This is a genomic window from Pseudomonas sp. ERMR1:02 (assembly GCF_002277815.1).
Lineage (GTDB): Bacteria > Pseudomonadota > Gammaproteobacteria > Pseudomonadales > Pseudomonadaceae > Aquipseudomonas.
This window is the reverse complement of record NZ_NKJI01000034.1, coordinates 1-20,915: the sequence shown is the minus strand read 5'-3', so window position 1 is coordinate 20,915 and position 20,915 is coordinate 1. Positions and strand designations below refer to the sequence as shown.

Below are 20,915 nucleotides of genomic sequence, written 5' to 3'. Positions count from 1 at the left end.
AACACGTGTCTCTGATCGCTTCTGACCACTTCCGCATCGTTGTCGGCCTCGGCAAGAGCGGCATGTCCCTGGTTCGCTTCCTGGCGAACCGGGGCGTGGCGTTTGCCGTGGCCGATACGCGGGAAAATCCACCGGAACTGGCCACGCTCAAGCGTGACTATCCGCACGTGGAAGTGCGTTGTGGCGAGCTGGACGTCGAGTTCCTGTGCCGTGCCGACGAGCTCTACGTGAGCCCCGGCCTGGCACTGGCGACCCCGGCCCTGCAGGCTGCCGCTGCCCGTGGCGTGAAACTGTCCGGTGACATCGAACTGTTCGCGCGTAACGCGAAAGCGCCGATCGTGGCCATCAGCGGTTCCAACGCGAAAAGCACCGTGACCACCCTGGTCGGCGAGATGGCGGCTGCGGCCGGCAAACGTGTCGCCGTTGGCGGTAACCTCGGCACGCCGGCGCTGGACCTGCTTCGCGACGACGTCGAGCTGTACGTGATGGAGTTGTCGAGCTTTCAGCTGGAAACCACTGATCAACTCAACGCCGAAGTGGCGACCGTGCTGAACATCAGCGAAGACCACATGGACCGCTACAGCGGTCTGCCGGCCTACCATCTGGCCAAACACCGGATCTTCCGTGGGGCAAGACAGTTCGTGGTTAACCGCCAGGATGCCTTGAGTCGTCCGCTGATGGGCGAGGGTCAGCCGTGCTGGACCTTCGGCCTGACCAAGCCGGACTTCAAGGCCTTCGGTCTGCGCGAAGAACACGGTGAGAAGTACCTGGCCTTCGAATTCCAGAACCTGATGCCGGTGCGCGAGCTGAAAGTCCGCGGTGCCCACAACCAGTCCAACGCCCTGGCGGCATTGGCGCTCGGCCACGCTGTCGGCCTACCGTTCGACGCCATGCTTTCGGCCTTGCGCAATTTCGCCGGGCTCGAGCATCGCTGCCAGTGGGTACGTGACCTCGATGGCGTGGGCTATTACAACGACTCCAAAGCCACTAACGTCGGTGCCGCTCTGGCCGCCATCGAAGGCCTGGGTGCGGACATCGATGGCAAAGTCGTGCTGATTGCCGGTGGCGACGGCAAGGGCGCCGAGTTCAAGGATCTGCGCGATCCGGTGGCGGCCAACTGCCGCGCCGTCATTCTGATGGGCCGTGATTCCGACAAGATCGGTGAGGCTATCGGCGATGGCGTGCCGTTGATTCGCGTCGGCTCGCTGGTCGAAGCCGTGGAACAATGTCGCGCTACTGCTCAATCGGGTGATGTGGTGCTGCTGTCGCCGGCCTGCGCCAGTTTCGACATGTTCAAGAACTACGAAGACCGTGGTCACCAGTTCGTCCGCGCAGTGGAGGATCTGGCATGAGCCTCAAAGGCATCATCAAGCCGTATCCATCGCCGCTTATCACCGGACGCGGTATCGACCTCGACTTCCCGATGCTCGCCGGTTGCCTGGCGCTGCTCGGCCTCGGATTGATCATGATTGCATCGGCGTCGACCGAGGTGGCGGCGGTGCAGTCGGGCAGTCCCCTGTATTACATGATTCGCCACCTTATCTACGTTGTGCTGGGCCTGGGTGCCTGCATCGTCACCATGATGATTCCGATCGCCACCTGGCAACGCCTCGGCTGGCTGATGCTGCTGGGTGCGTTCGGTTTGCTGGTGATGGTGATCGTTCCGGGGATCGGCCGTGAAGTGAACGGTTCGATGCGCTGGATCGGCTTCAGCTTCTTCAACGTGCAGCCTTCCGAGATCGCCAAGGTGTTCGTGGTGATTTACCTCGCCGGTTATCTGGTGCGTCGTCAGAAAGAAGTGCGAGAAAGCTGGATGGGCTTCTTCAAGCCATTCATCGTTCTGTTGCCGATGGCTGGCCTGTTGCTGATGGAGCCGGACTTCGGTGCCACCGTCGTGATGATGGGGGCTGCCGCGGCGATGCTGTTCCTTGGCGGGGTCGGGCTGTTCCGCTTTTCCTTGATGGTTGTCCTGGCTGTCGGGGCGGTGGTGTTGTTGATTCAAATGCAGCCGTATCGAATGGCGCGCCTGACCAACTTTGCCGATCCGTGGGCCGACCAGTTCGGTGCCGGCTATCAGTTGTCTCAAGCATTGATCGCTTTCGGTCGCGGCGAGTGGCTAGGCGTTGGCCTGGGCAACAGCGTGCAAAAACAGTTCTACCTGCCGGAAGCCCACACCGACTTCGTGTTCTCGGTCCTGGCCGAAGAACTGGGTGCCGTGGGCTCGTTGTGCACGGTAGCGCTGTTCGTCTTTGTCTGTATCCGTGGCATGTACATCGGTCTGTGGGCCGAGAAAGCCAAGCAATTCTTCGCGGCCTATGTGGCGTACGGCTTGTCGTTCCTGTGGATCGGTCAGTTCCTGATCAACATTGGGGTGAACGTCGGTCTGCTTCCGACCAAGGGTCTGACTTTGCCATTCCTCAGTTATGGCGGCAGTTCGTTGGTGATCTGCTGCGCCTGTCTTGGCTTGTTGCTGCGCATCGAGTGGGAGAGTCGAACCCACCTGGGCAGTGAGGAGATGGAGTTCCATGAGAGCGACTTCGCAGAGGAGCCGAATCATGGGCGCTAACGTTCTGATCATGGCTGGCGGCACCGGTGGTCACGTGTTCCCGGCGCTGGCCTGTGCTCGCGAGTTCCAATCCCGCGGTTATACCGTGCACTGGCTCGGCACGCCGCGTGGCATCGAGAACGATCTGGTTCCGGCGGCCGGCATCGAACTGCATCGGATCAACGCCAGCGGTCTGCGCGGCAAGGGCAAATTGTCCCTGCTCAAGGCGCCGTTCATGTTGCTCAAATCTGTTTTGCAGGCGCGGGCGATCATTCGTGGGTTGCGCCCGGTTTGTGTGGTCGGTTTTGGTGGTTATGTGACCGGGCCTGGCGGTGTTGCTGCCAAACTGGCCGGTGTGCCGGTGATCGTCCACGAGCAGAACGCTGTGGCCGGTACCGCCAATCGGTTGCTGGTGCCGTTGGCCGCCCGAGTCTGTGAAGCGTTCCCCGACACCTTTACCCTGTCGAGCAGCCGCCGGACCACTGGTAATCCGGTGCGCACCGAGCTGTTCCTCGATACACCGCGACCAGCCCTGGGCGGTCGCAAGGCGCGTTTGCTGATCCTGGGCGGAAGCCTGGGTGCAGAGCCGTTGAACAAGTTGCTGCCTGAAGCCTTGTCGCAAGTCGCCGTCGACTTGCGTCCGGACGTGTTCCATCAGGCCGGCAAAAACCACGATGAAGTGACTGCAGAGCGCTATCGCGCGGCTGGCGTCGAGGCGCAAGTGCAGCCTTTCATCAAAGACATGGCCCAAGCCTATGGCTGGGCCGACCTGGTGGTATGCCGCGCAGGTGCGCTGACCATCAGTGAACTGGCTGCCGCCGGTCTGCCCTCGATGCTGGTGCCCTTGCCCCACGCGATCGACGATCACCAGACCCGCAATGCCGATTATTTGGCCCGTGAAGGCGCTGCCTTCCTGATGCCGCAAAGAACGACTGGCGCAGCGGATCTTGCCGCACGCCTGACAGAGGTCCTGATGCAACCACAACGACTCAACGATATGGCCACTGCGGCCCGCCGCCTGGCCAAGCCCGATGCCACCCGTAACGTGGTCGATACCTGCCTGGAGGTGGCTCATGGTTGAGAATAAGAAAGCCATGCCACAACCGGAAATGCGCCGCATCCGTCGCATCCACTTCGTCGGGATTGGCGGTGTGGGCATGTGCGGAATTGCCGAAGTGTTGTTGAACCTGGGCTATGAAGTGTCCGGTTCCGACCTGAAAGCCTCGCCGGTCACCGAGCGCCTGGAATCCTTCGGCGCACAGATTTTCATCGGCCACCGCGCCGAAAACGCTGCCGCCGCCGACGTGCTGGTGGTGTCTAGTGCCGTGAACACTTCCAACCCGGAAGTCGCCACCGCGCTGGAACGCCGCATTCCAGTGGTGCCGCGCGCAGAAATGCTGGCCGAGCTGATGCGCTATCGCCACGGCATCGCCGTCGCCGGTACCCATGGCAAAACCACCACCACCAGCCTGATCGCTTCGGTGTTCGCCGCCGGTGGCCTGGATCCGACCTTCGTTATCGGTGGTCGTCTGAATGCCGCGGGCACCAATGCCCAGCTCGGTACCAGCCGTTACCTGATCGCCGAAGCCGACGAAAGCGATGCCAGTTTCCTGCACTTGCAGCCGCTGGTGGCCGTGGTCACCAACATCGACGCCGATCACATGGCGACCTACGACGGTGACTTCAACAAACTGAAGAAAACCTTCGTCGAGTTCCTCCACAACCTGCCGTTCTATGGTCTGGCTGTGGTGTGCCTGGACGACCCTGTGGTGCGTGAAATTCTGCCATTGGTGAAACGTCCGACTGTCACTTACGGCTTTGGCGACGACTGTGATGTGCGCGCAATCAATGTGCGTCAGCAGGGCATGCAGACCTTCTTCACCGTGCTGCGCCCTGACCGCGAACCGCTGGACGTGTCGGTGAACATGCCGGGTAACCACAACGTACTCAACTCGCTGGCGACCATTTGCATTGCCAGCGACGAAGGCGTTAGCGATGAAGCTATCGTCCAGGGTCTGTCCGGGTTCCAGGGCGTTGGTCGACGCTTCCAGGTCTACGGCGAACTGCCGGTGGATGGCGGCAACGTGATGCTAGTCGACGACTACGGCCACCACCCGACCGAAGTCGCGGCAGTGATCAAGGCCGTGCGCGGTGGCTGGCCGGAGCGCCGACTGGTGATGGTCTATCAGCCGCACCGCTACAGCCGCACCCGCGACCTGTACGACGACTTCGTCAATGTACTGGCCGACGCCAACGTGCTGCTGCTGATGGAAGTCTATCCGGCCGGTGAAGAGCCGATCCCGGGTGCCGACAGCCGCAAGCTCTGCAACAGCATCCGCCAGCGCGGTCAGCTCGACCCGATCTACATCGAACGGGGTGTCGACCTTGCGCCGCTGGTCAAGCCGCTGTTGCGTGCCGGCGACATTCTGCTGTGCCAGGGCGCTGGTGATATCGGCGGTCTCGCACCAAAGCTGTTGAAAAGTGAGTTGTTCGCCGGTGCCGTTGCTGCGCCGGTCGAGGGGAAGTTGAAATGACTGCTGCCTACGCCAACCTCGTCTCCACTATCGCACCGAAAGATTTCGGCCGTGTCGCCGTTCTGTTCGGTGGCAAGAGTGCCGAGCGCGAAGTGTCCCTGAAGTCGGGCAACGCCGTTCTTGATGCGCTGCAAAGCGCAGGTGTAGATGCGTTCGGCCTCGACGTGGGCGATGACCTTCTGCAGCGTTTACTGAACGAAAAAATCGACCGCGCCTTCGTCATCCTCCACGGTCGTGGCGGTGAAGACGGCAGCATGCAGGGCCTGCTCGAATGCCTGGGCATTCCTTACACCGGCAGCGGCATCCTCGCGTCGGCACTGGCCATGGACAAGCTGCGCACCAAGCAGGTGTGGCACAGCCTGGGTATTCCGACGCCACGTCACGCAGTACTGAGCAGCGAGGCCGATTGTATTTCGGCGGCCACGGAACTGGGCTTCCCTTTGATCGTCAAACCGGCCCATGAAGGTTCGAGCATCGGGATGGCCAAAGTGACTTGCGCGTCCGAATTGATCGACGCATGGAAAGCCGCCAGTACCTACGATTCGCAGGTGTTGGTCGAGCAATGGATTCAAGGTCCGGAGTTCACCATCGCCACCCTGCGTGACCAGGTGTTGCCTCCGATTGCCCTGGGCACGACGCACAGTTTCTACGACTACGACGCCAAGTACATCGCCAACGATACCCAGTACCGCATTCCGTGCGGGCTGGACAGCGCCAAGGAAAAACAACTCATGGACCTCACGGCAAAAGCCTGTGAGGCGCTGGGTATCGCCGGTTGGGGCAGGGCGGACGTGATGCAGGACGCCGAAGGGCAGTTCTGGTTCCTGGAGGTCAACACTGCACCAGGCATGACCGATCACAGTCTGGTTCCGATGGCGGCCCGTGCTGCCGGTCTGGATTTCCAGCAGCTGGTTCTGGCCATTCTGGCTGCGAGTGTTGCTGGCGACGCTGCCAGTAATGTAGAGCCGCGAGGTTAAGACCATGCAAGGCGCACAGTTGAGACATCAGCCCCCCGCACCGACCGGCCGCAAGCCGGTACCACGGGGTGCCAGCCGAATGGAGGCCAAAGAGCCGATGTCTGCGCGCCTGCCGAAAGCCAATTTCGGCTTTCTCAAAAGCCTGTTCTGGCCAGTGCTGTTGGTGGCGCTGGGATTCGGTACTTACGAGGGCGCGCAACGGTTACTGCCGTATGCCGACCGACCGATTACGAAGATCAACGTGCAGGGCGACTTGAGTTACATCAGCCAGCAAGCGGTGCAGCAGCGGATCGCCCCTATGTGGCGTCGAGCTTCTTCACCGTCGACCTGGCGAGCATGCGCACCGAGCTGGAACAGATGCCATGGATTGCCCACGCCGAAGTGCGGCGGGTGTGGCCGGATGAAGTGGTGATCCGCCTGGAAGAACAACTACCGGTGGCTCGCTGGGGCGACGAATCGCTGTTGAACAACCAGGGGCAGGCGTTCACGCCGCGTGAGTTGGCGAACTACGAACATCTGCCACAGCTGTTTGGCCCACAGCGGGCTCAACAGCAAGTAATGCAGCAATATCAGGTACTGAGCCAGATGCTCAGACCATTGGGCTTCTCGATTGCACGCCTGGAGTTGCGCGAACGAGGAAGCTGGTTCCTGACCACCGGCCCCGGCAGTGCGGGCCCCGGAATCGAACTGCTGCTGGGACGCGGCAACCTGGTGGAAAAGATGCGCCGTTTCATTGCCATCTATGACAAGACGCTCAAAGAGCAGATTACGAACATTGCGCGCATCGATCTGCGCTACGCCAACGGCCTCGCTGTTGGCTGGCGGGAACCTGTAGCGCCTACGACAGCCCAACCCGCTGTCGCGAAGAATTAAGAGAGGCAGGACCCATGGCAAACGTGCAAAGCGGCAAAATGATCGTCGGTCTCGATATCGGCACCTCCAAGGTGGTGGCGCTGGTCGGAGAGGTTTCGGACGACGGCACGCTGGAAATTGTCGGGATCGGTACGCATCCGTCCCGTGGCCTGAAGAAAGGCGTGGTGGTGAACATCGAGTCCACCGTGCAGTCGATCCAGCGCGCCATCGAAGAAGCTCAGTTGATGGCCGGTTGCCGCATCCACTCGGCGTTCGTTGGCGTGGCTGGCAATCACATCCGCAGCCTGAACTCCCACGGCATCGTGGCGATTCGTGATCGCGAAGTCAGCTCCGCCGACCTCGAGCGCGTGCTCGACGCAGCCCAGGCTGTGGCGATCCCTGCCGATCAGCGCGTGCTGCACACCCTGCCGCAGGATTACGTGATCGATAACCAGGAAGGCGTCCGCGAGCCTCTGGGCATGTCCGGCGTTCGTCTGGAAGCCAAGGTTCATGTGGTCACCTGCGCCGTCAACGCCGCACAGAACATTGAGAAATGCGTGCGTCGCTGCGGCCTGGAAATCGACGACATCATTCTCGAGCAACTGGCTTCCGCGTACTCGGTGCTGACCGATGACGAGAAAGAACTGGGCGTATGCCTGGTGGACATCGGCGGTGGCACCACCGACATCGCGATCTTCACCGAAGGCGCGATCCGTCACACCGCGGTGATCCCGATTGCGGGCGATCAGGTGACCAACGATATCGCCATGGCGCTGCGTACTCCGACCCAGTACGCCGAAGAAATCAAGATTCGCTACGCCTGCGCCCTGGCCAAGCTGGCCGGTGCCGGTGAAACCATCAAGGTGCCAAGTGTTGGCGACCGTCCGCCACGCGAACTGTCCCGTCAGGCCCTGGCCGAAGTGGTCGAGCCGCGTTACGACGAGCTGTTCACGCTGATCCAGGCAGAGCTGCGTCGCAGTGGCTACGAAGACCTGATTCCGGCGGGCATCGTGTTGACCGGCGGTACGGCGAAGATGGAAGGCGCCACGGAACTTGCCGAGGAAATCTTCCACATGCCGGTGCGCCTGGGCGTGCCTCATGGCGTGAAAGGCCTGGATGACGTGGTCCGCAATCCGATTTATTCCACCGGTGTCGGCCTGTTGATGTACGGCCTGCAGAAGCAATCCGACGGCATTTCGTTCTCGGGTATCGGTAGCCGCGACAGCTACAGCAACGAAGAACCGAAAGGTGCCTTGCTCGATCGCATCAAGAGCTGGGTCCAGGGCAATTTCTAAGATTTACCGCAGCACCGTTGCACCGTTGTAGATACAGGCAGTAGGCGAAAAAACTAGAGAACGTAGAGGAGAGGGAAAATGTTTGAACTCGTAGACAACATCCCCGCAAGCCCGGTAATTAAGGTTATCGGTGTAGGCGGTGGCGGCGGCAACGCCGTGAATCACATGGTCAAGAGCAACATTGAAGGCGTCGAGTTCATCTGCGCCAACACTGATGCCCAGGCGCTGAAGGGCATCACCGCGCGGACCATCCTGCAACTGGGTACTGGCGTGACCAAAGGTCTGGGCGCCGGCGCCAACCCTGAAGTAGGACGTCAGGCCGCTCTCGAAGACCGTGAGCGCATTGCCGAAGTCCTGCAGGGCACCAATATGGTGTTCATCACCACCGGCATGGGTGGCGGTACCGGTACCGGTGCTGCGCCGATCATTGCCGAAGTGGCCAAGGAAATGGGGATCCTCACCGTTGCGGTGGTGACCCGTCCGTTCCCGTTCGAAGGCCGCAAGCGCATGCAGCTCGCCGACGAAGGCATTCGTCTGCTGTCTGAAAGCGTCGACTCGTTGATCACTATTCCCAACGAGAAGCTGCTGACCATCCTCGGTAAAGACGCCAGCCTGCTGTCGGCTTTCGCCAAGGCTGACGATGTACTGGCCGGTGCCGTTCGCGGTATCTCCGATATCATCAAGCGTCCGGGCATGATCAACGTCGACTTTGCCGACGTACGTACCGTGATGAGCGAAATGGGCATGGCGATGATGGGCACTGGCTGCGCCAGCGGTCCGAACCGTGCACGTGAAGCGACTGAAGCGGCCATCCGCAACCCGTTGCTCGAAGACGTGAACCTGCAAGGTGCACGCGGTATCCTGGTGAACATCACCGCCGGTCCTGACCTGTCCCTGGGTGAGTACTCCGACGTGGGTAGCATCATCGAAGCCTTCGCTTCCGAGCACGCCATGGTCAAGGTCGGTACCGTTATCGATCCGGACATGCGCGACGAGTTGCACGTGACTGTCGTTGCTACAGGTTTAGGCGCTAAAATCGAGAAGCCTGTGAAGGTCATCGATAATACCGTTCACACCTCGATGGCTTCCCAGCCACAACAACAGGCCCCTGTTCGTCAGGAAGCTCCAGCGGTTAACTACCGTGACCTGGACCGTCCGACCGTCATGCGCAACCAGGCTCAGGCCGGTGCTGCGGCTGCCGCGAAGATGAATCCGCAAGATGATCTGGACTACCTGGACATCCCGGCATTCCTGCGTCGTCAGGCCGATTGATGAAATGTATCAGGGCTATGAAGGTGATTGGTGTTCAGCAAAGGCGTGGTCTGCTATCATCGCCAGCCTTTGTTGATACCAGTTCGCAATTTGCGCTGAAGCGGCCCAAGCCATGATTAAACAACGCACACTGAAAAATATTATCCGTGCCACAGGTGTAGGTCTGCACTCCGGGGAGAAGGTTTACCTGACCCTCAAGCCTGCGCCGATAGACACAGGAATCGTCTTTCGCCGTGCCGACCTCGATCCAGTGGTCGAGATCCCGGCTCGTGCGGCCAACGTCGGTGAGACAACCATGTCAACGACGCTGGTCAACGGTGACGTCAAGGTGGATACGGTTGAGCATTTGCTTTCGGCCATGGCTGGCCTGGGCATCGATAACGCCTACGTCGAGCTCTCCGCGTCCGAAGTCCCGATCATGGATGGTAGCGCTGGACCCTTCGTATTTCTGATTCAGTCGGCTGGCCTGGAAGAACAGGACGCCGCCAAGAAGTTCATTCGTATCCTGCGGGAAGTGACAGTGGAGGACGGCGACAAGCGCGCCACTTTCGTCCCTTTCGAAGGTTTCAAGGTGAGCTTCGAGATCGATTTCGATCACCCGGTTTTCCGTGACCGCACACAAAGTGCAAGCGTGGATTTTTCCAGCACTTCGTTCGTAAAAGAAGTCAGCCGCGCCCGTACCTTTGGTTTCATGAGTGACATCGAGTACCTGCGCAAGCACAACCTCGCACTCGGCGGCAGCGTTGAAAACGCTATTGTGGTAGACGCGGATGGTGTACTGAACGAAGACGGCCTTCGCTACGAAGACGAATTCGTGAAGCACAAGATCCTCGATGCAATTGGTGACCTCTACCTGCTGGGCAATAGCCTGATTGGTGAGTTCAAGGGCTTCAAGTCCGGTCACGCACTGAACAACCAGCTGCTGCGCAAGTTGATTGAGCAGAAAGATGCCTGGGAAGTCGTGACGTTCGAAGACGCCAGCACTGCCCCGATCTCTTACATGCGTCCTGTTGCGGCCGTGTAAGTAAAAAACCTCTCTAGTTTTTTAAAGGCTGCCTTCGGGTGGCCTTTTTTTATGTCTGCGGTGTAGGAGCGAGGCTTGCCCGCGAAGAGGCCGGTAGGCTCGTCGCAGATTTCAGGTGCTAACCACCCGATTTCGCCCCCCTTCCTTGGCCTGATACAACGCCTTGTCCGCCGAAAACAGCAGCTGTTCCAGGCTGATATCGCTCGCTGTCGTCCAGGTGCTGATGCCGATGCTGACCGTCATCGGCTGGTCATCACCAGCCACCGATGGCAACTGTTCCACCTGCTCACGGATGTGCTCGGCAATCTGACGCGCGCCATCGTTGTCGGTTTCAGCCAGGATCACTGAAAATTCCTCGCCGCCGTAACGGGCCACCAGGTCTGTCGGACGATGAATATTGGCGCGAATGACCTCGGCCAGTGCGCGTAAGGCTTCGTCGCCGGCCTGGTGGCCATGGCGATCGTTGAAGGCCTTGAAGTGGTCGGCATCGATCATCAGCACCGACATTGGCTTGCCGGAGCGTTGCGCCCGAAACCACTCGTGACGCAAAGTCTGATCGAGGGTTCGGCGGTTGGCCACGCCAGTCAAGGCGTCGGTAGCAGCCAGTTGCGCCAGTTCCTGCTCGGCGCTATAGCGCAGTCGCAGTTCGCGGCAGAGCAACCAGGTCAGCCAGAGCAACGCCAGGCACAGGACGCCGGATGCTCCGCTGATCACAATGGCCGTGCGCCTCCATGTGGCGAAAACTTCGTCACCGGAAAGGGCGACGACCACCGTCAGCGGCAAGTTGCCGACCCGGCTGAAGGTGTAGAGGCGTTGCGCCCGGTCAACGCTCGACACGCCGTCGAAGCTGCCACTGCCCTCACGCAGCATACGCACGACGTTGGGCCGGCCGGCGAAGCTTTTGCCTATGGAGTTGTCTTGCAGAAACGGCTTCTTTGCCAAGAGAACGCCGTCGTCGTTGATGATGGCCAGCGTGCTGCCGGTGCCGATGTCCAGGCTGTTGAACAGCTGATCGAAATACGCAAGGCGCATCGATGCGACCGCGACGCCCAGAAACTCTCCGGTGACCGAGGAAATACGCCGGCTGAAGCTGATTTGCCATTCATCGCTGTAATCGCAGTCGCAGCGAGCCTTGAACGGACGGCTGATGAACATGCCCATGTCGCGGTTGAAGGCATGGACGAGGAAATAATCGCGATCAGCGAAGTTACCCGGTTTGGGTTCAATCAACGACGAGTCGGCGAGCACTTCGCCATGCTTGTCGAGCAACAGGATGTCACTCTTGTAGCGTGCCGTGGTGGATCGGTCGAAAAGCACCAGATGACGTATTTGCGCTGAAACCTGCTTGAGGTCATCCCGTTGCGCGGCGGCGATCAGGCCTTGCAGGGTCAAGTCGTAGAGCTCCACCGTACGCAGCACGTCGGCATTGATCAATTGCGCGATGGTGGTCGCGCTGCGTGTGGCTGCTTGCTGGGCGTTGGCGTGTTCGCGGATCAGCAGAAAGGTGACGATGCAGATAATCGCAATGACCGTCAGGCTGCTGCCGAGGATCACCAGGACTTCAGGTCTTCCGGGGCTGCTTGAACGATTGGGAGTACGGCGTACGGTCATGGGGCTGAAGTTCGCTTGAATGACTCGGTAAGCGTAGCCCTATAACTGTAGGAGCGAGCCTGCTCGCGATGGTCGTGAACGATAACGCGTAAAACCAGATACCCAGCGGCGCCTGTGGCTTTTTCGCGAGCAAGCTCGCTCCTGCAGTTGGGGAGTGCTGACGGTCATCGTTGCAGCGAACGAAAAAAAGCCGCTGATAGCAGCGGCTTGGAAGACAACTTTTCAAGGAAAGAACCGATGAAAAGTGTCGAGGGAAACAGGAGCGATGTGCGTAAATCAGCTGTCTTTCTCGGCCTGTGGTTGGGCCTGAGTGCTCGATGCTTGCGGGGCCAGAGTGGATTGCTGAGCTTTGGCCGTCATCTCAGTCTGTTCTTCGTAAGCGACAGCGCGTGCGGCGTTTTGTGCGACGAAAGCCTGCGACTCTTCAGCCATGGCGAACGAAGACACGAACAAAGAGGACAAAACGAAAGCGCTGGCAATACCCATACTGTTGGACATTTTAAAACCTTCTTGCTTGGCAAGTGCTGTTTGGTGCGGGCAAAGATAAGGATGTCGGGCGATGGGAAAAAGAGCGGATTCATGAAAGGACTGTTGCGCAAAGAGCAATAGTGCGACTGCGATAGCCTGTCACAGATCGTTCCCACGCTCTGCGTGGGAATGCATCAACGGACGCTCCGCGTTCGGCTTTGGATGGGACGCAGAGCGTCCCGGGCTGCATTCCCACGCGGAGCATGGGAACGATCAGAAAGGAGGTCAGACGGGAAGGTGGATGCCGAAAGTATTCATGCCATGGTCACTGCGTACAAACACATCCCCGCCATGCATCAGCGCAATCGCCTTGACGATCGCCAGCCCCAACCCATGGTTGTGACCGCTGTTGCTGCGTGAAGCATCGACGCGGTAGAAACGTTCGAACAGGCGTGAAAGATGCTCGCGGGCAATCGGCGAACCGGGGTTGGCGACCCCGATGCTGACTCGGTGCTCCTCGGCTTCGATCCGCACTTGAATCACCTGTCCGGGTTCGGTGTGCTGCACCGCGTTACTCAGCAGGTTGATCAGCGCCCGCCGCAGATGTGCGATCTCGATTCGCACCTGAGCATCGCCGCTGACCTGTACCTGAACCTGGGCATCTTCGAGGATGAAATCCAGGTATTCCAGAGTCGTCGCCACCTCATCGGCCAGCGAAGTGGACGTCAGTTTGGTGGCCTTGCTGCCCTGATCCGCGCTGGCAAGGAACAGCATGTCGTTGATGATCGAGCGCAGTCGCTCAAGCTCTTCGAGGTTCGATTGCAGGACCTCGAAATAATGCTCCGCCGAGCGTCCACGGGTCAGCGCAACCTGGGTCTGGCCGATCAGGTTGGTTAGTGGCGAGCGCAATTCATGGGCCACATCGGCGTTGAACGATTCCAGTCGCGAATAAGCCTGCTCGACTCGCTCCAGCGTGGAGTTGAACGAATTGACGAACTGATCCAGCTCCGGTGGCAGCGGCGACAGCCGCAAGCGTCCCGAATGCAAGGGCGGAGCCAGGCGCTGGGCTTCCTGCGACAGCTTGATCAGCGGCTTCAGCCCGATTCGCGCCACCCAGTAACCCAGCGCCGAGGCCAGCAGCACGCCGACAATCGCCAGGCTGATCAGGGCGATCAGCAACTGATGCTGAGTCTGGAAAAACGTCTCGGTATCGATGCCGATCATGAAACGCAGCGGCGGCCGTTGGTCCTTGGCCGGGAACTGGCTGACCAGCACTTTCAGCGGGTAAGGGTGATTGGGCAGGGTCATGTCGCGCATGCCCAGCGGCCCTTGGGCAAATTCGCGGATCTGCGGTGTCAGGTTGCCGTATTCGTAGTGCGGATCGCCGCTGATGATCCAGAAGCTGATGCGTTTGTCCTCTTCGCCGAGCAGCTTGAGTTTGTTGTTGATCTTCACCCAATGCTCCGGCGTGCCGTAACGGCCTACCGTGGATTCGAGCACGCTGTAACGCGCATCCAGTTCGGCCTCGGGCAGCAAACCCAGGCCTTTATCGACCTGCTGATACAGCGCCCAGCCGATCAACAGGAACACCAACAGCGCCACCAGCGTGAACATCCCGCTCAGACGCAGCGCAATGCTGTTACTGGACACCACGGCTCTCCAGCACATAACCCATGCCACGAATCGTGTGCAGCAGTTTTTCATCGAACGGCCCGTCGAGCTTGGCCCGCAGACGTTTGATCGCGACTTCGACGACGTTGGCGTCGCTGTCGAAGTTAATGTCCCAGACCATTTCGGCGATCGCGGTTTTCGACAGGATTTCACCCTGGCGGCGCGCCAGCACACTGAGCAGCGAGAACTCCTTGGCGGTCAGGTCCAGGCGCGTGCCGGCGCGGGTGGCCTTGCGACTGATCAAATCTATCCACAGGTCGGCGATGCTCACTTGCACCGGTTCGTGGCCGCCGCTGCGCCGGGTCAGCGCTTGCAGGCGGGCCACAAGTTCGAGGAAGGAAAACGGTTTGCCCAGGTAATCGTCCGCACCATCGCGCAGGCCCCTGATGCGGTCTTCGACCCGCTCGCGGGCGGTGAGCATGATCACCGGGGTTTGCTTGCGCGCACGCAAGGCGCGCAGTACGCCGAAGCCGTCCAGGCCCGGCAACATCACGTCGAGGACGATCACCGCGTAGTCGCTTTCCAGCGCCATGTGCAGGCCCTCCACGCCATCACGGGCCAGGTCCACGGTGTAACCCTGCTCCGTCAGACCGCGGTGCAGATAATCCGCGGTTTTTTCCTCGTCTTCGATAATCAGAACGCGCATGACCCCGCCTCAGTCTGTGGTCGCCAACGCCGGTGCGGGCGCGGGTGTGGGTGAGTGCCGATGGAATAGTCGCTCCAGCCACAAGTATATGACCGGCGTGGTGAACAGCGTCAGCGCCTGGCTCACCAGCAAACCACCGACCACCGCGATCCCCAGCGGTTGGCGCAGTTCGGCACCGGTACCGTAGCCGAGCATCAGTGGCAGGGCGCCGAGCAGGGCGGCGAGGGTGGTCATGATGATCGGCCGGAACCGCGTGAGGCAGGCCTGAAAGACTGCTTCTTCCGGAGGCAAGCCGCCTTTGCGCTGCGCATCGAGGGCGAAGTCGATCATCAGGATGCCGTTTTTCTTGACGATGCCGATCAGCAGCACCAGGCCGATCAGCGCCATGATCGAAAAGTCCTGGCCGCAGATCCACAACATGATCACCGCGCCAAGCCCTGCGGCGGGAAGCGTCGAGATGATGGTCAGCGGATGCACGAAGCTCTCGTACAGCACACCAAGAATGATGTACACCGCCACCAGCGCCGCCAAAATCAGCAATGGCTGGCTAGCCAGCGAACTCTGGAACGCTTGGGCTGCGCCCTGGAAATTGCCGCTGATCGCCACCGGCATACCGATCTCGGCCTTGGTCTGGTTGAGCATGATTACCGCATCGCCCAACGCCACGCCGGGCGCGAGGTTGAACGACAGGTTGGCGGCCGGGAACATGCCGTCGTGGGCGATGGACAACGGGCCGATGGTTGGCGCATCGAATCGGGCCAGCGCCGACAGCGGCACCATCTGACCGCTCAAGGGCGAGCGCAGGTAGAAGTAGTTGAGGCTTTGCGCCTTGCCGCGCTGTTTGGTGTCCAGTTCCAGGATCACGTTGTACTGGTTGATCTGGGTCTGGAATTCATTGATCTGGCGTTGGCCAAAGGCGTCGTACAGCGCTTCGTCGACATCGCTGGCGGTCAGGCCGAAGCGTGCTGCCGCGCTGCGGTCGATGTTGATGTGAGTGATGCTGCCACCCAGTTGCAGGTCGTTGGAAACGTCGCGGAATGCCGGATTGCTGCGCAGTTTTTCCGTCAGGCGCTGGGTCCAGGTGCTCAAAACGGCACCGTCGTTGCTCTTGAGCACGTATTGGTACTGGGCACGGCTTGGGCCGGAGCTGAGGTTGATGTCCTGGCCGGCGCGCAAGTACAGGACAATGCCCGGGACTTTCATCAATTGCGGGCGAATCCGGTCGATGAACTCGCTGGCCGAGACATCGCGGTCACCGCGTTTTTTCAAGGCGATCCAGAAGCGGCCGTTGGCGATGGTCTGGTTACTGCCCGACACCCCGACCGAGTGCGAGAACGTCTCCACCGCGGGGTCGGCGGCGACAATTTCGGCCATCGCCAGGTGTTTTTTCACCATGTCGCCGTAGGAAATGTCTGCAGCCGCTTCGGTGGTGCCGAGGACAAAACCGGTGTCCTGCACCGGGAAGAAGCCTTTGGGAATGAAGATGTACCCGCCGACGGCCAGCGCCACTGACAGGCCGAAGATGCCGAGCATCAGTTTCTGACGGCCGAGGGCGCGGCGCAGGCCTTTCTCATAGAGATCCAACAGACGCTCGCCGAAACCTTTCTTGCCGTGGGCATCATGCACCGGGGCGCGCATGAACAGCGCCGCCAGCGTTGGCGCCAGGGTCAAGGAAACGACAACCGAAATCAGGATGGTCGAGGTAGCGGTCAGGGCGAATTCCTTGAACAGCCGCCCAACCACGCCGCCCATGAACAGCAACGGAATGAACGCCGCCACCAGCGAGAAACTGATCGACACCACGGTGAAGCCGATTTCCCCGGCGCCTTTGATCGCGGCTTCGCGCATGCCGTCGCCGGCCTCGAGATGGCGGTGAATGTTCTCTACGACCACGATCGCATCGTCGACCACAAACCCCACGGCCACCACAATCGCCACCAGCGTCAGGTTGTTCAGGCTGAAACCCATGACGTACATCAGGGCGAAACTGGCGATCAGCGACACGCCGAGCACCGCCGATACAATCAGCGTCGCCGACAACTGGCGCAGGAACAGCGCCATTACCGCCACCACCAGCAGGATCGCGATCAGCAGGGTGATTTCCACTTCATGCAGCGAGGCGCGGATGGTCTGGGTGCGGTCGATCAACGTCTTGACCTGCACCGAGGCCGGCAGCATCGCTTCCAGGCCCGGCAACGCCGCTTGAATGCGATCCACGGTCTCGACGATGTTGGCCCCCGGCTGGCGGAAAATCACCAGGTTGACCCCCGGTTGCGTGCCGGCCCAGGCCTGGACGTAGGCATCTTCCGAACCGTTGACGACTTTGGCGACGTCCTTGAGATGGACCGGTGCTCCGTCCTTGTAGGAAACAATCAACTGGCTGTAGTCATCGGGATGGAACAACTGGTCATTGGTCGACAGGGTCGAGATGCTCGATTCCCCGTACAGCGCACCTTTGGCCAGGTTGAGGCTGGTTCGCTGAATCGCCAGGCGGATGTCCGCCAGCGTCAGGCCGATGGCCGCGAGTTTATCCGCCGAGACCTGGACACGAATCGCCGGGCGTTGCTGACCGGTGATGGCGACCTGACCTACACCGTCGATCTGACTGATCTGGCGAGATAGGAGGGTTTCCGCCAGGTCGCTGAGTTCAGGCCCGGGCATCAGGGAGGAGTTGACGCTGAGGATCAGCACCGGGCTGTCGGCCGGGTTGACCTTGCGCCACGTCGGCAGGTTCGGCATGTCCTTGGGCAACTTGCCGGCGGCGGTGTTGATCGCGGCCTGCACTTCCTGGGCGGCGGTGTCGATGCTCTTGTTCAGGGTGAATTGCAGGGTCAGGTTGGTCGAACCGAGGGCGCTGCTCGACGTCATCTGCGTCACACCGGGGATGGCGCTGAACTGCACTTCAAGGGGGGTGGCCACCGAGGATGCCATGGTTTCCGGGCTGGCACCGGGCAGTTGTGCCGCTACCTGGATGGTCGGGAATTCTGCTTCGGGCAATGGCGCCACTGGCAAGCGCGGAAAGGCGATTGCGCCCAGCAGCACCAGGGCAAACGTCAGCAAAACCGTCGCCACCGGGTGGTCGATGCACCAGGCGGATATCGAACCGTGGCCTTTCATTGCTCGGCCTCCGATTGCACCACTTGCGGTGGGTCGGTCAACACTTGCACGGTGGAGCCGGGCTTGAGCCGCGACTGGCCGTCGCTCACCAGCACGTCACCCGGTTGTACGCCCTTGATGATGTTCTGGGCGCTGCCCTGATAGACCATCTGCACCGGCACGGTTTCGACCTTGTCACCCTTGATCCGGTAGACGAAAGGTTGATCGAGGCCGCGCTGTACGACGGTGGGCGGTACCACCAGCGCATCTTTATCCAGCGCCGTCTGAATTTTTACCGTCACCAACAGGCCCGGCCAGAGTTTCTGCCCGGCGTTGTTGAATTCGGCCTTGGCGCGGATGGTCCCGGTGTTGGCGTTGATCTGGTTGTCGATCAGGGTCAGGTGGCCTTCACCCAGCAGGTTGCCGGTTTCGCCATCGGTGTCGGCGCCAATGTAGGCCTTGACCTGGGCATGTTGCGGATCGCTGATCAGGCCTTGCAGGGTCGGCAGCATTTGTTGCGGCAGAGAGAACTCCACGGCGATCGGGTCGATCTGGGTGACGGTGAACAGGCCTTGGGTGTCAGTCATGCGCAGGAAGTTGCCTTCGTCCACCGTGCGAATACCGACACGGCCGCTGACCGGAGAGCGAATCTGCGTGTAGGAAAGCTGTACCTGAGCCGCATCAATCGAGGCCTGGTTGCCTTGGGCGGTGGCCTTGAGCTGGTTGACCAGCGCCTGTTGCTGGTCATAAGTCTGTTCGACACGCCGTCGTCGACGCTCAACAGTTTGTAGCGCTTGAGGTTGACCAGCGCCACTTGCAACTGCGCCTGGCTTTCGCCCAGTTGCGCCCGGGCCTGGTCGAGGTTGGCGCGGATCGTGCGGCCGTCGATGGTGGCCAGCAGGTCGTCTTTGCTCACCAGTTGGCCTTCCTTGACCATGATTTTGGTGAGGATGCCATCGATTTGCGGGCGGACCACGACGCTGTGAAGCGACAGGACCGAGCCGATGCCACTGACATAGCGGGGGACGTCTTTTTGGGCGACGCTGATGACGCGCACGGGGATAGCGCTGGGGGCCGCGATTTTGACCTTGGCGGGTTTGCTGGCGTACCACAGGCCCAGCGCTGCCAGGAGGATCAGAAGGGCGACGAGCAGGGCGGGTTTGTGCTGGATTCGCATGCGAGTGAGGCGCCAGGGGTGGGTAATCGACAGGTTCGTATGTTCCTTTATAAACCTGTTTGGCAGTCAGGAAGGTGACTGCTAACTGACGGCGCTGTCAGTTTCGTACGCTCTTGGCCTTGATCGTTCCCACGCTCCGCGTGGGAATGCATCCCGTGACGCTCCGCGTCACCATTGCGAAGGGCTCAAGTCCTGCGTCGTCAACGGAACGCGGAGCGTCCCTGGTGGCATTCCCACGCAGAGCATGGGAACGATCATTCAGGCGATCAATTCGCCACTCGAGCCCCCGCCATACTCCCGCTCAACTCATAAGCCGCCAATTCCGCCTGATGCGCGGCCAACAACTCCGGCAACGACCCACGCAGGTATTCCACCCAGGTCTTGATCTTCGCATCGAGATACTGCCGCGACGGATAGATCGCATACAGGTTCAGCTCCTGCGAGCGGTACTTGGGCATCACCCGTACCAGCGAGCCATTGCGCAGGCCGTCGATCGCCGCATACAGCGGCAGTACGCCGACGCCCATGCCGCTGGTGATCGCGGTTTTCATGGCGTCGGCGGAGTTCACCAGGAACGGTGAGCTGTTGATGGTCACCATTTCCTGACCATCGGGACCGTCGAAGGCCCATTTTTCCAGGGGGATGACCGGGCTCACCAGGCGCAGGCAGGCGTGGTTGAGCAAGTCGACGGGTCTTTGTGCGCAGCCGTTGGCTTTGACGTAGGCCGGCGAGGCGCAAACGATGCTGTAGGTGATGCCCAGGCGCTGGGAGACGAAACCCGAGTCCGGCAGTTCACTGGCGAGCACGATCGACACGTCGTAGCCCTCATCCAGCAGGTCCGGCACTCGGTTGGCCATGGTCAGATCGAAGGTCACGTCCGGGTGGGTCTTGCGGTAGCGGGCGATGGCGTCGATCACGAAGTGTTGGCCGATGCCGGTCATGGTGTGCACTTTCAGTAGTCCGGCGGGGCGCGCGTGGGCGTCGCTGGCTTCGGCTTCGGCCTCTTCGACATAGGCCAGGATCTGTTCGCAGCGCAGCAAGTAGCGCTTGCCGGCTTCGGTCAGGGCGATGCGTCGGGTCGTTCGGTTGAGCAGACGGGTTTGCAGGTGGGCTTCCAGATTGGAGACCGCGCGCGAGACGTTGGCTGTGGTGGTGTCCAGTTGCACGGCGGCGGCGGTGAAACTGCCAGCCTCGGCCACGTAACTGAAGGCGCGCATGTTTTGCAGGGTGTCCATGGGGTGCTCTCGGGTTCGATGGCAAATTGTGACACGAAGTTTCAGAGTCTGAGACCCCGACAAAGGGATTATCGCGTTAACGGTAACAAAGATTCACAGGAATCCCGACTTATCGCCATTCCGGTCGCCCCATAGAATTGCGCCGAATCTCCCTCATTTCAGGAATTTTCAGCAGTGCCGCGTCGCATCAGCAGAGCGCTTCAGCCGCTCAGTATTCTGGCTTTAACCCTGGCAATCAGCGGCTGCATCGAACCGGAGGTATTGCTCCGCAGGGCAACGCGCTGGAGGCCAATTCACTGGCCACCGACGAAGCCATCCAGAGCGCCGCTCAGGATGCGCACTGGCCCACCGCCCAATGGTGGCAGGCCTATGGCGACCGCAACTGAACCGCTGGATCGATCTCGCCGTACAAGGCAGCCCGACCATGGCCATGGCCGCCGGCGAGTGCGTCAGGCCAAGTCCATGGCCGGTGTTGCCGAAGCCGCCGAGTCGTTACAGATCAACGGCGAGTC

14 protein-coding genes and 3 pseudogenes are annotated in these 20,915 nt (G+C 60.6%); 10 read left to right on the top strand and 7 right to left on the bottom strand.

Annotated elements, in window-relative coordinates; all coding sequences use genetic code 11:
• The first annotated feature begins 5 nt into the window (after positions 1-5).
• The 9 genes and pseudogenes from murD (at position 6) to lpxC (ending at position 10,499) form a co-directional block, all read left to right on the top strand.
• Complete coding sequence (gene murD / locus CES87_RS30915; RefSeq protein ID WP_128609171.1) at positions 6-1,352, top strand: UDP-N-acetylmuramoyl-L-alanine--D-glutamate ligase; 1,347 nt, start codon at positions 6-8, stop codon at positions 1,350-1,352.
• Positions 1,349-2,566, top strand: coding sequence for a putative lipid II flippase FtsW (gene ftsW, locus CES87_RS30910; RefSeq protein WP_128609169.1), 1,218 nt, complete (start codon positions 1,349-1,351; stop codon positions 2,564-2,566). Before murD ends, ftsW begins: the two co-directional genes overlap by 4 nt.
• On the top strand, positions 2,556-3,626 hold the full coding sequence (gene murG / locus CES87_RS30905; protein ID WP_128609167.1) for an undecaprenyldiphospho-muramoylpentapeptide beta-N-acetylglucosaminyltransferase: 1,071 nt from the start codon (positions 2,556-2,558) through the stop codon (positions 3,624-3,626). The genes ftsW and murG overlap by 11 nt, the downstream gene beginning before the upstream one ends.
• On the top strand, positions 3,619-5,079 hold the full coding sequence (gene murC, locus CES87_RS30900; RefSeq protein ID WP_128609166.1) for a UDP-N-acetylmuramate--L-alanine ligase: 1,461 nt from the start codon (positions 3,619-3,621) through the stop codon (positions 5,077-5,079). Before murG ends, murC begins: the two co-directional genes overlap by 8 nt.
• On the top strand, positions 5,076-6,056 hold the full coding sequence (locus CES87_RS30895) for a D-alanine--D-alanine ligase (protein ID WP_128609164.1): 981 nt from the start codon (positions 5,076-5,078) through the stop codon (positions 6,054-6,056). The genes murC and CES87_RS30895 overlap by 4 nt, the downstream gene beginning before the upstream one ends.
• A 4-nt stretch (positions 6,057-6,060) precedes the next feature.
• Positions 6,061-6,929 (top strand): annotated as a pseudogene (locus CES87_RS30890) (cell division protein FtsQ/DivIB).
• Between the two features lie 14 nt (positions 6,930-6,943).
• Entirely contained in the window at positions 6,944-8,203 is a 1,260-nt protein-coding gene (gene ftsA, locus CES87_RS30885) for a cell division protein FtsA (RefSeq protein ID WP_128609162.1), read from the top strand.
• Between the two features lie 78 nt (positions 8,204-8,281).
• Entirely contained in the window at positions 8,282-9,475 is a 1,194-nt protein-coding gene (ftsZ, locus tag CES87_RS30880; protein WP_128609160.1) for a cell division protein FtsZ, read from the top strand.
• Positions 9,476-9,587: 112 nt separating this feature from the next.
• Entirely contained in the window at positions 9,588-10,499 is a 912-nt protein-coding gene (lpxC, locus tag CES87_RS30875) for a UDP-3-O-acyl-N-acetylglucosamine deacetylase (RefSeq protein ID WP_085684689.1), read from the top strand.
• 111 nt (positions 10,500-10,610) lie between these two features.
• Here lpxC and CES87_RS30870 read toward each other — a convergent pair whose 3' ends face one another.
• The 7 genes and pseudogenes from CES87_RS30870 to CES87_RS30840 all read right to left on the bottom strand — a co-directional run bounded on the left by CES87_RS30870 (position 10,611) and on the right by CES87_RS30840 (position 20,403).
• Positions 10,611-12,110, bottom strand: a complete 1,500-nt coding sequence (locus tag CES87_RS30870; protein WP_128609158.1) for a sensor domain-containing diguanylate cyclase — start codon at positions 12,108-12,110, stop codon at positions 10,611-10,613.
• A gap of 276 nt (positions 12,111-12,386) precedes the next feature.
• A complete protein-coding gene (locus CES87_RS30865) occupies positions 12,387-12,608 on the bottom strand; it encodes a hypothetical protein (protein ID WP_128609156.1) in 222 nt (73 codons plus the stop codon).
• 255 nt (positions 12,609-12,863) lie between these two features.
• Positions 12,864-14,228, bottom strand: a complete 1,365-nt coding sequence (locus CES87_RS30860; RefSeq protein ID WP_128609154.1) for a heavy metal sensor histidine kinase — start codon at positions 14,226-14,228, stop codon at positions 12,864-12,866.
• Positions 14,218-14,895: a heavy metal response regulator transcription factor gene (locus CES87_RS30855; RefSeq protein ID WP_034149512.1), complete on the bottom strand. Its 678-nt coding sequence runs from the start codon at positions 14,893-14,895 to the stop codon at positions 14,218-14,220. Before CES87_RS30855 ends, CES87_RS30860 begins: the two co-directional genes overlap by 11 nt.
• 9 nt (positions 14,896-14,904) lie before the next feature.
• The gene (locus CES87_RS30850; RefSeq protein WP_128609151.1) at positions 14,905-18,012 is read right to left on the bottom strand and encodes a multidrug efflux RND transporter permease subunit; all 3,108 of its coding nucleotides are present in this window, start codon (positions 18,010-18,012) and stop codon (positions 14,905-14,907) included.
• Positions 18,009-19,168, bottom strand: a pseudogene (locus tag CES87_RS30845) (efflux RND transporter periplasmic adaptor subunit). The gene CES87_RS30850 and the pseudogene CES87_RS30845 overlap by 4 nt, the downstream one beginning before the upstream one ends.
• Positions 19,169-19,434: 266 nt before the next feature.
• Complete coding sequence (locus CES87_RS30840) at positions 19,435-20,403, bottom strand: LysR family transcriptional regulator (RefSeq protein ID WP_128609148.1); 969 nt, start codon at positions 20,401-20,403, stop codon at positions 19,435-19,437.
• A gap of 174 nt (positions 20,404-20,577) precedes the next feature.
• Between CES87_RS30840 and CES87_RS33875 the strand changes: the two are divergent.
• Positions 20,578-20,915 (top strand): annotated as a pseudogene (locus CES87_RS33875) (RND transporter); the annotation flags it as partial.